General features: G+C 68.1%; 9 protein-coding genes and 2 pseudogenes. 5 read left to right on the plus strand and 6 right to left on the minus strand.

Annotated elements, in window-relative coordinates; genetic code table 11:
• The first annotated feature begins 402 nt into the window (after positions 1 to 402).
• From DAT35_RS29080 to DAT35_RS29095, 4 genes and pseudogenes are all read left to right on the plus strand, one after another.
• Positions 403 to 1,233, plus strand: a complete 831-nt coding sequence (locus DAT35_RS29080) for a fructosamine kinase family protein (RefSeq protein ID WP_108071036.1) — start codon at positions 403 to 405, stop codon at positions 1,231 to 1,233.
• On the plus strand, positions 1,230 to 1,418 hold the full coding sequence (locus DAT35_RS29085) for a hypothetical protein (RefSeq protein WP_108071038.1): 189 nt from the start codon (positions 1,230 to 1,232) through the stop codon (positions 1,416 to 1,418). Before DAT35_RS29080 ends, DAT35_RS29085 begins: the two co-directional genes overlap by 4 nt.
• Positions 1,415 to 1,565, plus strand: a pseudogene (locus DAT35_RS29090) (S4 domain-containing protein); the annotation flags it as partial. The gene DAT35_RS29085 and the pseudogene DAT35_RS29090, both read left to right, overlap by 4 nt.
• 265 nt (positions 1,566 to 1,830) lie before the next feature.
• Positions 1,831 to 2,625, plus strand: coding sequence for a hypothetical protein (locus tag DAT35_RS29095; RefSeq protein WP_108071041.1), 795 nt, complete (start codon positions 1,831 to 1,833; stop codon positions 2,623 to 2,625).
• 660 nt (positions 2,626 to 3,285) lie between these two features.
• On the opposite strand, the pseudogene DAT35_RS29110 reads toward DAT35_RS29095, so the two are convergent.
• The 6 genes and pseudogenes from DAT35_RS29110 to DAT35_RS29135 form a co-directional block, all read right to left on the minus strand.
• Positions 3,286 to 5,960 (minus strand): annotated as a pseudogene (locus DAT35_RS29110) (AAA family ATPase).
• A gap of 167 nt (positions 5,961 to 6,127) precedes the next feature.
• On the minus strand, positions 6,128 to 7,270 hold the full coding sequence (locus tag DAT35_RS29115) for a glutathione-independent formaldehyde dehydrogenase (protein ID WP_108071043.1): 1,143 nt from the start codon (positions 7,268 to 7,270) through the stop codon (positions 6,128 to 6,130).
• A 152-nt stretch (positions 7,271 to 7,422) separates the two neighbouring features.
• Positions 7,423 to 8,610: a hypothetical protein gene (locus DAT35_RS29120; RefSeq protein WP_199243028.1), complete on the minus strand. Its 1,188-nt coding sequence runs from the start codon at positions 8,608 to 8,610 to the stop codon at positions 7,423 to 7,425.
• A gap of 9 nt (positions 8,611 to 8,619) precedes the next feature.
• Positions 8,620 to 9,831 (minus strand): aspartate aminotransferase family protein, encoded by a 1,212-nt coding sequence (locus DAT35_RS29125; RefSeq protein WP_233261775.1) that lies wholly within the window; start codon positions 9,829 to 9,831, stop codon positions 8,620 to 8,622.
• On the minus strand, positions 9,831 to 10,457 hold the full coding sequence (locus DAT35_RS29130; protein WP_108071047.1) for a DsbA family protein: 627 nt from the start codon (positions 10,455 to 10,457) through the stop codon (positions 9,831 to 9,833). The genes DAT35_RS29125 and DAT35_RS29130 overlap by 1 nt, the downstream gene beginning before the upstream one ends.
• Entirely contained in the window at positions 10,454 to 11,026 is a 573-nt protein-coding gene (locus DAT35_RS29135; RefSeq protein WP_108071049.1) for a redoxin domain-containing protein, read from the minus strand. The genes DAT35_RS29130 and DAT35_RS29135 overlap by 4 nt, the downstream gene beginning before the upstream one ends.
• A 438-nt stretch (positions 11,027 to 11,464) precedes the next feature.
• Between DAT35_RS29135 and DAT35_RS29145 the strand changes: the two genes are divergently transcribed.
• A complete protein-coding gene (locus DAT35_RS29145) occupies positions 11,465 to 12,307 on the plus strand; it encodes a fructosamine kinase family protein (protein ID WP_158501918.1) in 843 nt (280 codons plus the stop codon).
• Positions 12,308 to 12,328 lie beyond the last annotated feature (21 nt).

The following is a 12,328-nucleotide window of genomic DNA, read 5'->3' on the forward strand; positions in this document are numbered from 1 at the left end:
CACCTCGCTCGCCTCCTCCAGCAGCGTGGCCAGGTTGTCCCTCACCGCCTCGTACAGCACCGTCCCCTCCGGCCGCCTCCGCCGGTACGCCCACCCGCGCTCCTCCACCCGCCCCTCCCCAGCCACACCTCGCCAGGGCACACGCTACTGTCCGCCTCCCACGGACCTCCGTGGAGCCCCTGCCTGCTGGTGGGGTTCGGGGCCTACGAGAGCAAGAGGCGTAGGAGGGTCGCAGCTCGCGCCGGATTGCCCCCTTCCAGGGCCTCCAGGGCCGCTGTGACGTGCCTTGCTACATTGCTACAGCAGACCCGCGCTGGAGCGCTCTCAACACAGCTCGGCATGGGGCAGGGGGCGGCGTAAGCGGCTGGAACTCCTACGAAAACCACCCTCAAACGTTCTGGAATGCTCTCGCCGAATGCCTCCGGCGGCGGGTTCGATTCCCGCCGCCTCCACTCTTCAGGGCCTCAGGTTCTCCGGAACCTGGGGCCTTTTGTTTTTCCGGGGGAAGGGAGCACCGATGCCAGGGCACGGTTCGGAACGCCTGCTACGGGATTCGCTGCGGATTCCCTTGGAGCGACACGTGTCGGCCTGTCTCGGCAGGGCGTGGCGGGTGCTCGGTGTGCAGGACCGGAGCGGGTGCTGGAGGCGGTAGATGTCGTGGAGCGGACCCCCGAGCACTGGCGGCAGATGGGGCGAGCCCTGGCGCGGCTCCACGGTGTGAAGGGGGAACGGTTCGGGTTCGAAACGCACGCCTACTGGGGCAGCCTGTTTCAGGACAACACGCCGCTCGAGGGGTGGGTCGATTTCTTCCGTGAGCGCCGGCTGGTGCCGCGCCTGCGAGCCGCGATCGCTTCGGGTCACCTGCCGCCGGACGTGGCGGCGCATGTCGAGCGATTGGGCGACCGGCTCCCCGAGCTTTGCGGCCCACCCGTTGTGCCGGCCCTGCTGCACGGCGATGCCCACCAGAACAACTTCCTGAGCACGCCAGCGGGGCCGGTGCTGCTCGATCCCGCCGTCTACTACGGCCACCCCGAGTTGGAGTTGGCCTACATCGACTTCTTCGCGCCGGTGCCGGAGGAATTCTTCCACGGCTACCGGGAGCTCGCCCCGGTGGACCCGGGCTTCGCCGAGCGGCGCGAGCTGTGGCGCATCCCCGCGTGGCTCGCGATGGTGGAGGTGGACGGAGCCCAGCACCAGGATGCGCTCACGAAAGCGCTACGAGCGTATGAGTGAGAGCCTGGAAAGCTCGTGCGCGGCGAGTCGCGAAGGGCGTGGGCGCTCGGGTGAAGCTGCTGGGCATGCCGGATGCGTTCGTGCCCCACGGGGATGCGCGCGTGCAGCGGGCGGAGCTGGGCCTGGATGCCGCGGGCTTGCGGCGTGCTGCCCTGGCTCTGCTCTCCGAGGGAGGTGTGCCGTGAAGCCGCGCAAGGAGCGGTTGGACGTACTGGTGGTGGAGCGGGGGCTCGCGGAGTCCCGTACCAAGGCCCAGGCGCTCATCCTTGCCGGGCAGGTGGTGGTGGCGGATCAGCGAGTGGACAAGCCTGGTGCGCTGGTGCCCGTGGAGACCGAGGCGGTGAGGGCGAAATCACCTTTTCTCCTGTGCGGTGCGAGGTATCGTGCCCGGATGGTGACCTCAATTTCGGGGAGGCTCCTGGCTTCGAGTCTCTGCCTGCTGCTTCTTTCCTGTAGTGCTACTCGTCGGCACACAATCCCAGGCCCTACCGGTGCGCTCGATCTGGGCAGATACGTTCTCATCATCGAAAGGGCCTCGGATGGGCAGACGGCGCATTCATGGAAGCCCATCAAGGACTTCGATCTGACGGCACATTCATGAATCCCCTCGTCCTTTCGGATGCACAGCAGGTGATCGGGCGGCGTTGGCGCGAGAGGCAGTCTCCCGAGCAGGAGCGAATTCTCCGCCTCGCACGGGACGTATTGGACTTCATCTCAGCCACTGGCCAATGGTACCCCTTCGCGGATTTTCGATTGGATGATGGGCATCGCGCCGTACAGAGCTCTGCCGAAGATGGCCCCCAGGAACTGCGCGAACTCTTGATCCAGACAGAGCGCTATTTCGGAAAGCTGCTCGATGAACCCACGGCCGCTGGAGAGCAGGCTTCAATCCAGCTCATCCTCGATGCGTTTCGCTTCATCTCTTCGACCAGGCAGTACTCGGCCTTTGGTGATTTCGTCGAGCATGTCGAATTCCATGCCCCCCCATTTGTAGTTGCTTCGTTTGAATCGCAGGAGGAAGCAGAAGCCTGGCTCGAGAATCACCCGGCTCCGCCCGCCTTCGCCGATATCCTGATCGGCGGCCGATACCATGATGTGGTTTATGAGCGCGAAACGGATTTTCGCCGCCTGCCGTGGAATCGTGATCTCGAGCGCTACCTCGCGTGGCTCAAACGGGTTGAGCCACCCGTTGCCGCCGCGGAATTCGCCACTCGTGAGGAGGCGGAAGCCTGGCTGAGGAGCCAACCCAACCCGTCCCGGCGGGTGTGGGTGACGATCGCGGGGGAGTTCTTCCTCGCGGCGTATCACCCCAATATCAACCACCGGGCCCTCTATCCTCTTTCCATGGCAGAGGGGTACGAGGAAGAGGCCGAGGAGGGCCCAGGGGATTGAGGCATCCGCTCCAACGGCTGTAGCAAGTGTGGCGTGGCGCGCTGGGGTGTTCCCTCCACTGGCAGGAGAGGACATCGTCTGATGGGCGGAGTAGACGGAACGGAGCTCCGTCCCCCTCAGCGCATCTCGCGGTACTGCTGCGGCGTGAAGGGCTTCACCAGCTTGGTCCCCCCTGCTGGGATGGTCCCCGGGCCGGGGCCCGCTTCAGAGCCTGAGAGGGAAGTCCCAGGTGCTCCCATGTCGAGCGCACCCCAGAGGGGGCCGTCACATACGCCAGCACCGTTCGCCTGCATGCACACCGCGGAGAGGCGAACACGTCCAACGCGAACGTCCTGCGGAGCAGCCCGGCCCAATCCACTCGCGGCGTCCGCTCCTTCTTTGCTTCCGCCTTCGCTGCTGCCTCAGGCGCGGGGCTCGCCTCTTGCGGCTTCGGCTCTACCCCCGCTTGGGGGAACAGGAGCAGCACCACGCCCAGCTCGGCCACGTGGAGGATGGTCTCCGGCTGGGTGAACAGCCCCAGCCCCCAGGGACCAATCACCACCCCGCCACGAGATAGCCGACGACCGCCGCACCAAGGGGATGAGCGCCTGCTGAACGAAGGGCATGCCCGTCCCCCTGGTAGCGTCCTCTCGCCCCCCTGACCGTCCGACGCCGGGTTTCTCAGTGGACCGCTGAAGGCTGCTTCTCCGCGGCGGGCCGCTCCGCCCGCTCCTCCACGGCCTCCACCTCCTCGAACTTGAACCCACCCTCGCGGAAGTCGACGCGCACCCGGCTGTTCTCGCGCAGCTTGCCGCTGATGAGGGACTCGGAGATGGGGCCCTCGATGGAGCGCTGGATCTCGCGCCGCATCGGCCGGGCCCCGTAGGTGGGGTCCCACCCACGCTCCAGCAGCGCGTCGATGCCGGCGCGCGTCACCTCCATCTGGATGGCCTGCCCGTGGAGCAGGCGCCGCGTCCTCTCGAGCATCAGGTTGACGATCTCACGGAGCTGTGCGCGGTTGAGAGGCTCGAACATCACCGCCTCGTCGATGCGGTTGAGGAACTCCGGCGGGAAGTGCCCCTTCAGCACGGACATCACCCGCTCGCGGATGCGGTCCTGCGGCTCCTTGCGCTCGGTCGCCTCCTGGATGATCTTGGAGCCGAGGTTGCTCGTGCCGATGATGACCGCGTTTTTGAAGCTCACCACCTTGCCCTGGGCGTCGGTGAGCCGCCCGTCGTCGAGGACCTGCAGCAGGATGTGGAACACGTCAGGGTGGGCCTTCTCGACCTCGTCGAACAGGAGCACCGAGTAGGGGCGGCGCCGCACGGCCTCGGTCAGCTGACCGCCCTCCTCGTAGCCGACGTAGCCTGGAGGGGCGCCCACCAGCCGGCTCACGGTGTGCTTCTCCATGTACTCGCTCATGTCGAAGCGGATGAGCGCCTTCTCGTCCCCGAACATCAACTCGGCCAGGGCCTTGGCCAGCTCCGTCTTGCCGACGCCCGTGGGGCCCAGGAAGAGGAAGGAACCGATGGGCTTGTTCGGGTCCTTCAGCCCGGCCCTCGCCCGGCGGATGGCCTGCGAGAGCACACGGATGGCCTCGTCCTGGCCGATGACGCGCTCGTGCAGCCGCTGCTCGAGGTACATGAGCTTCTTGCGCTCGTCCTCGGTCATCTGCGTCACGGGGATGCCCGTCATGCGCGAGAGCACCTCGGCGATGTCCCTGTCCGTCACCTCCGGCGTCTCCTCGGCCTTCTTCGAGCGCCACTCCTTCTGGGCCTGCTCCACCTCGCTCTCGGCCGCCTTCAGCTTCCCCTCGAACTCCTGGGTCCGCTTCTTGTCCTTGCGGTCACGCGCCTCGTCGAGCGTGCGCTTGACCCGGGCCACCTCCTGCTCGGCGTTCGTCAGCCGCTCGGGGCGTGCGGACTGCCTCAGCCGCACGCGCGCCGCGGCCTGGTCCACCAGGTCGATGGCCTTGTCCGGCAGGAAGCGTCCCTGGATGTAGCGGTCCGACAACTCCACCGCGGCCACGATGGACGCCTCCGAGATGCGCACGCGGTGGTGCGACTCGTAGCGATCCTTGAGGCCCTCGAGGATCTCGATGGCCTGCTCCGGGGTGGGCTCGGGGACCAGCACCGGCTGGAAGCGGCGCTCGAGCGCGGCGTCCTTCTCGATGTTCTTGCGGTACTCGTTCAGGGTGGTGGCCCCGATGACGTGCAGCTCCCCGCGGGCCAGGGCCGGCTTGAGCATGTTGCCGGCGTCCATGGCACCCTCGGCGGCGCCCGCCCCCACGAGGGTGTGCACCTCGTCGATGAGGAGGATGATCTCCTCGCTGTGGCCCTTCACCTCGTCCATCACCTTCTTGAGCCGCTCCTCGAACTCGCCGCGGTACTTGCTGCCCGCCAGCAGTGCGGAGAGGTCCAGCTGCAGGACGCGCTTGTTGCGCAGGGTGTCGGGCACGGACTCGGAGGCGATGCGCTGGGCGATGCCCTCCGCGATGGCCGTCTTGCCCACGCCCGGCTCGCCGATGAGGCAGGGGTTGTTCTTCGTGCGGCGGGAGAGGATTTCCAGCGTGGTCTCGATTTCGTTCGCCCGTCCCACCACCGGGTCCAGCTTACCTTCGGAGGCCAGCTCCGTCAGGTCCCGGCAGTACTCGTCCAGGGTGGGCGTGTCCGACCGCTTCTTCTGCGCGCCCGGGGCGAGCGCCTCCGTGACGGTCTCGCGCGCGTCCTGGTGCTTGACGCCCAGCTCCCGCAGGATTTCCGACGCCGTCCCCTCGCCCTCCTGCAGCAGGCCCAGCAGCACGTGCTCCGGTCCCACATAGGAGTGGCCGAGCGCGTAGGCCTCCTCGTAGGCGAGCTCCAACGCACGCTTGGCGTGGGGCGACAGCTCGGGCCGCTCCATGGGCCGCTTGCCCTTTCGCATCTCCGCCTCGGCGCGCTGGGCCACCCGGGCCGGGTCCATCTTCAGGCGGGTGAGCACCTCCTGGCCGTGCGGGTCCCATGCGATGGCCACCAGGAGATGCTCGGTGTCGATGGCGGGTGCGCCCGCCTTCTGCGCGGCCTCGAAGGCCGAGGTGAGCACCGGCGGGTGTCCTCCGAGAAGGCCTCGGTGATGTCATAGCGCTCCACCGGCTGCCGGATGGCCTCGGGTGTTCCGCGCAGGCCCCCGAAGTCCTCTTCGTCGAAGCCGCTGAAGAACTGGTCGAACAGTGACGTGCCCAGCCCCATGCGCCCGAAGCGCGAGCGCTGGCTGGCGCACACGTCACACAGCTCCTCGACGGTCCTCCGGTTGCCGATGATGCGCGTCACCTGGGTCGTCGCGGGGCGTTGCTGGCAGAGCTGACAAAGGTTGGCCATGGTGCGGAGTCCCCCTTCAGGGCCGTGTTTGTGGTCCGGGTAGCGGTAGGCAATCCTGCGGATGATGCCCGAGACGCCCTTCAACCCGACGGATGTGCCGTAGACCGGGGGCATGGGCTTGTTGGGGCGCCCGTGCTTGGGCTCCCTTCCCCCGCTTTCGCGCCGGCTCATGCGGCCGGCTGCAGGACGACCTTGGTCCAGCCCCTGTCGCGCTTGTCGAAGTGCAGGTAGCCGTCCGGCGCCTTGTCGAGCGGGAGCGTGTGCGAGACGATCCACGAGGGCTTCACCTTGTCCAGGTGGATGAGCTCGCGCAGCTGGCGGTTGTAGGCCTTCACGTTGCACTGGCCGGTCGCCACGCGCTGCCCCTTGAACCAGAGCATGCCCCAGTCGAAGACGATTTCACCCTGCTTGGCCAAGGGGTCCAGGCCGCCGGGGTCATTGGGGATGAAGACGCCCACCACGCCGATGCCGCCGGTGAACTTCACCGCCTTCACCAGGTTGTTCATCGTCAGGTTGGGGTGCTCCCTCCCCTGCGGGTCGTGCGCCTGGTAGCCCACGCACTCGCAGCCGCGGTCGGCGCCCTTGCCGTTGGTGAGCTCCTTCACCCGCTCGACGGGGTCCACCTTCGAGTAGTCGATGGGGATGGCGCCAATCTTCTCGCAGAGAGCGAGCCGGTCCGGATGGCTGTCGACGACCATCACCTTGCTCGCGCTCTTGATGGTGGCGGAGAGCGCGGCCATCTGTCCCACGGGCCCTCCACCGAAGATGACGACGGATTCGCCCGGCATGAGCCCGGCGAGCTCGGTGACGTGGTAGCCGGTGGGGAAGATGTCGGCGAGCATCACGTAGTCGAGCTGCTTCTCCTCGGCGTCCTCCGGCAGCCGCAGGCAGTTGAAGTCGGCCCAGGGCACGCGCAGGTACTCGGCCTGCCCGCCGTTGTAGGGCCCCATGTCGGCGAAGCCGTAGGCGGCGCCGGCCGTCCCCGACGGGTTGGCGTTGAGGCAGAAGGCGGTCAGGCCGTGCTCGCAGTTCTCGCAGTGGCCACAGCTGACGTTGAAGGGAACGGCCACCCAGTCGCCCACCTTCAGCTTGTCCACCGCCGAGCCGACCTCGACCACCTCTCCGAGGTTCTCGTGCCCGAGCACCCGGCCCGACTCCATGTCGGTGCGGCCTTCGTACATGTGCAGGTCGGAGCCGCAGATGTTGGTACTGCGAATGCGCACCACCACATCGGTGGGCCGCTCAATCTTCGCGTCCGGCACTTCTTTCACACTGACCTTGCGCGGTCCCTCGTAGACGAGTGCCTTCATGGTGTCCCCCTGTACCTGGCGTTGCAGTGGTCCTCGACAAGCCTTGGCAGGAGCGCACGTCAGGACAACCCGCCCCACCGAGGGAGCTGGCCGCGCGGCGGAAGGGTAACCGACGCACTGCAGGGCCTGCGCTGACGTCTGCTGCCTGCGGACTAGTGCAGGGGACCGGGGCCCTCCTGGGGTCCCTCCGGGAAGGGCTCGCGCGCCAGCTCCGTCGTCGGCGGGGGCCCCTTCACCATTCGCTCCGGGTGCGTGCCCGCCGGGTCGATTTCCTCCCGCGTGTAGGCCAGGGCGGACGCGAGTTGCCCCACCACGTCGTCCCACTCTGCGCGCAGCGCGACGTAGTGACGGGCCCCCGCCTGCTCGTCCGCGACGGTCCGGATGCCGGCCTGCTGCAGCCGGCGGAGCGCGACGCGGTAGCGCCGGCGCCAGCGCTCCTTCTCCTCCGCGCTCGGCGGCCGCGGATGGGCAGCGCCCCCCGACAGGAAGGTCGCAGCCAGGGAGGTGATGGCGAGCCTGGACGCCGCCCACAGCTCCGCCACCGCGCCCGACTCCTGCAGCCAGCCACACTCCCGCTCGTCCAGCGCGCTGAGGATGAGCGACACGGCGTCCAGGCTCACCGTGCTGATGGAGGACACCGAGTAGTACGTCACGGGGAAGCGGAAGTAGAAGAGCACCGGGTAGAAGTGGTGGGTCTCCTTCATCTCGGCGACCGCGCCGGACAACTCCGACAGGTTGGAGTAGCCGCTTTGGAACTGCCCCCGCGGGCCGAGCCGGGCGATGAGCTCCGCGGCGTCCTCGCGCTGCGCGGAGAAGAGGTAGACGCGGAGCCCGAGCGCGTTGCGTCGCTGGAGCGCGGAGTAGATTTGCATCAGGTACGTCAGCGTGAGCGACAGCACCGACAAGCCTAGCAGCGAGTTGAACAGGAAGAAGAACTTGAAGGCCCCCGTCTGCGGGGAGAAGTTGCCGCCCCCCACGATGGAGACGCTGCTGGCGCCGACGTACATGGCGGTGAGGAAGTCGGTGGGAGTCGGTCCGCTGTTGGCGCGGACCGCCGTGCCGAGCACCGGGTGGATGACCAGTGCCGTTCCGAGCGTCAGCCCCAGGGCCCACGTCACCACCAGCACCCCGACGATGACGGGCCCGCAGAAGGACATGGCGACGCGACGCTGCCTGCCCAGGGGCCGGGACGCCCAGAGGAAGAGCCGCCAGACCATCCGTGAAATCCGTGGCGCCAGGATTCCCGTGCCCAGCCGCGCGTAGAGCACGGTGAGGAACACGTCCAGCAGCACCAGCGCGAGCAGCAGGAAGCCACTTGTCTGTTCCAGCCAGCCAGGCATGTGCGTCCGTCAGAGACAGCGCTCGAGGATGTCCAGTCCCTCGTGCACGGTCCTCCTGGAGATGGTGAGCGCGGGGAAGAGGGTGAGGGTGTCGTCGTCGATGCCGAGGAGGAGCCCCGCCTTGCGGCAGCGGTCGGCCAGCGCACCGGCGTAGGCCCCATCCTCGAACTCCAGACCGATGGCGAGGCCGGTGACGCGGATGTCCACGGGGGAGCCGAAGTCCATCTGGTGGAGCCGGGAGCGGAAGTCCTCGCTGCGCTCCGCCACGTTCTTCAGCAGGTGCGTCTGGTGCGCGCGCAGGTACGCGAGGTTGGCGAGCGCCGCCTCCACGCTGAGCGGGTGCCAGCCGTACGTGGAATAGACGTTGACCTTTCCCTCGGCCGCCCTGGCGACTCGCTCGGTGGCGACGGTGGCGCCCATGCCCGCATGCCCGCCGGTGATGGCCTTGGCCAGCGTCAGGATGTCCGGCGCGAGGCCGAAGAGCTCGGTGGCAAAGAGACGGCCCGTGCGTCCGAAGCCCGTGGCCACCTCATCGAGGATGAGCAGCGTCCCGTAGCGGCGGCACAGACGCTGGAGGCCACGCATGAACTGCGCGTCGGGGACGAGCGCGCCCAGGTTGCAGATGATGGGCTCCATGATGAAGGCGGCGACGTCCCGCTTGCGCAGGAGCCGCTCCACCCGGTCCACCGCGTTGGCGTCCAGGGGGCGCTTCACCTTGAGGCAGCCGCGCAGCAGGTTGGGCAGGTCCTCCCGGTACTCGGAGGCGCCCACGCTCATCGTGCCCAGGGAGTTGCCGTGGTAGCTGTCCTCGATGGACACGAACTTCGAGCGGCCGGTGGAGGCCATGGCCAGCTGGAGGGCAATCTCCACCGCCTCGGTGCCACCGGTGGCCCGGTAGCTCCTCTGCAGGCGGCCCGGGGTGATGTCCGCTAGCTGCTGCGCCAGCTCCGTCCACGGCCCATACAGGTAGGAGGGGTGGACGTAGTCGGGGCCGTCGAAGCGGCGCAGGCGCGCGCGGATTTCCCGCACGTCCCAGCCGAGGTTGCCCACGCACCAGCCGGCGATGAAGTCCACGTAGCGGCGCCCGTCCGCCCCCTGGACGTAGCTGCCCCGGGAGCCGACGAACTGGACGTCGGCTCCCGGGGAGCTGCGGCCCATGTACCGCTGGTCCGCGCGCTTCACGCTCGCGCTCGCCCCCGATGACTCTCGTCGCGATGCCATCACGGGGCCCGTGTGCCCCCTACATGCATGCGCGACTGGGGCCGGCCCATGCGCGGCACGCGGTCGCCTTCCCAGGGAAGCCCCGTCATCGGCTCGATGTCGGGCCCCACCCGCTGCTCGATGGCGGCGAGCAGCGCCTCGGCCGTGTAGGCGCCGTTGTGGCGCTCCCCGTTGATGAAGAAGGTCGGGGTGCCGTTCACGCCACTGCGCACGCCCTCGATGAAGTCGCGCTGGACCTTCGGCAGGGAGCGGTGCTCCTGGAGGTCGCGAGTGAAGCGGCCCATGTCGAGCCCCAGGTCGGCCGCGTACGTCAGCAGCGCGGGAGCCTCCAGGTTCTGCTGGTTCTGGAAGAGCACGTCGTGCATCTCCCAGAACCTTCCCTGCGCGCCGGCGGCCTCCGCGGCCTCCGCGGCCAGCAGCGCGTGCGGGTGGAGCTGGGTGAGGGGGAAGTGGCGGAAGACGAGGCGGACCCGGTCTCCAACAGCGCTCTCGAGCCGCTTCTGCTCCCAGAAGGCGCGCCCACAGAAGGGACACTCGAAGTCGCCGTACTCCAGGAGGGTGACGAGGGCATCGGCCGGTCCCTTCGCCCAGTCATTGGCGTCCACGCCTCTGCGAAGTCTGCTCATGTCCGGGCCTCCGGCTGAGGTGGCTGCTGCTGTGGCTGGAAGGTGGGGAACTCCATCTGCTTGCCGGTCAGCCGCTCGAGCGCGTCGATGACGCCGTCCGCGCCGGGGTTGAGCTCGATGGGCGAGACGTAGCTCCAGTAGATGACGCCCTTGCCGTCGATGACGTAGAGCGCCCGCTCGCAGATGCCGACGTCCTCCCGGTAGACGTTGTAGCGGCGCGAGACCTCTCCCTTCGGATGGAAGTCAGAGAGGAGCGGAATCTGGATGTGGAGCTCCTTGGCGAAGGCGATGTGGCTCCAGAGGGAGTCGCACGAGATGCCGAACACCTTCGCGCCGAACTGGCCGAACACGGGCATCAGCTCGTTGAAGAGCCCCAGCTCGTTGGTGCAGACGGGGGTGAAGTCCCCCGGGTAGAAGACGAGGACGGCGGGGGAGCCCTTCTGGTCCGAGAGCTTGACCCGTCGCCCATCAGGGGTGGATGGAAGGTCCAGCTCGGGTGCACGCGTACCGGCTGGCAGACCGTGCGCAAGGACGCCCGAAGCTGGAGGAGGAGGAGCGAGTGTGGCCATGGGGAGAAGCCCCTTTCGCCACAATTTTGGCCACGCGGGGGGCCAGCGCCCACCCCTCTCCCATGAAGAGAGGAGGAGGTGCGCGCTCCCCCTCCCCCCGGCCCCCTCACGGAGGAGAGGGAGGCGCGGCTCACTTCACCTTGCGCATCTCGAAGAGGAAGTCCTTGGGCGCAAGGACGCCCGTCACGCAACACAGCTCGGCGTGGGGCAGGGGACGGTGTAACCGGCTGGAGCTCCTACGAAAACCGCTCTCGACCTCTCTGGAGCGCTCTGGCCGGAAGCCTCCGGCGTCGGGTTCGATTCCCGCCGCCTCCACTCTTCAGGGCCTCAGGTTCTCCGGAACCTGGGGCCTTTTGTTTTTCCGGGGGAGTACCAATGCCAGGGGGCCATTCGGAACGCCTGCTACGGGATGAGGTGCGGATTCCCCTGGAGCGGCACGTGTCGGCCTTTCTCGGCCGGACGTGGCGGGTGCTCGGTGTGCAGGACCGGAGCGATGCGGCCTCGCACCCGGCCGCGCTCCTGTCCGACGACACGTTCTCCATCTTCGTGAAGCTGGGGGTCGGTGAGCTCGCGCGGGATCAGTTCAACCGGGAGCTCTCCGGACTGCGCACGTTGACCGAGCGCGCCGGAGTGCTCACCCCGACAGGCCTCGGCATCGTGCAGGTCGGCGACGAGGCACTGCTGGTGCTGGAGGCGGTGGATGTCGTGGAGCGGACCCCCGAGCACTGGCGGCAGATGGGGCGAGCCCTGGCGCGGCTCCACAGAGTGAAGGGGGAGCGGTTCGGGTTCGAAACGCACGCCTACTGGGGCCGCCTGTTTCAGGACAACACGCCGCTCGAGGGGTGGGCTGATTTCTTCCGTGAGCGCCGGCTCGTGCCGCGCCTGCGAGCCGCGGTCACCTCGGGTCACCTGCCGCCAGACGTGGCGGCGCGTGTCGAGCGATTGGGCGACCGGCTCCCCGAGCTTTGCGGCCCACCCGTCGTGCCGGCCCTGCTGCACGGCGATGCCCACCAGAACAACTTCCTGAGCACGCCAGCGGGGCCGGTGCTGCTCGACCCCGCCGTCTACTACGGCCACCCCGAGTTGGAGTTGGCCTACATCGACTTCTTCGCGCCGGTGCCGGAGGAATTCTTCCACGGCTACCGGGAACTCGCCCCGGTGGACCCGGGCTTCGCCGAGCGGCGCGAGCTGTGGCGCATCCCCGCGTGGCTCGCGATGGTGGAGGTGGACGGAGCCCAGCACCAGGATGCGCTCACGAAAGCGCTACGAGCGTATGAGTGAGAGCCTGGAAAGAGGCGGTGT

This window comes from Vitiosangium sp. GDMCC 1.1324, assembly GCF_003044305.1.
GTDB lineage: Bacteria > Myxococcota > Myxococcia > Myxococcales > Myxococcaceae > Archangium.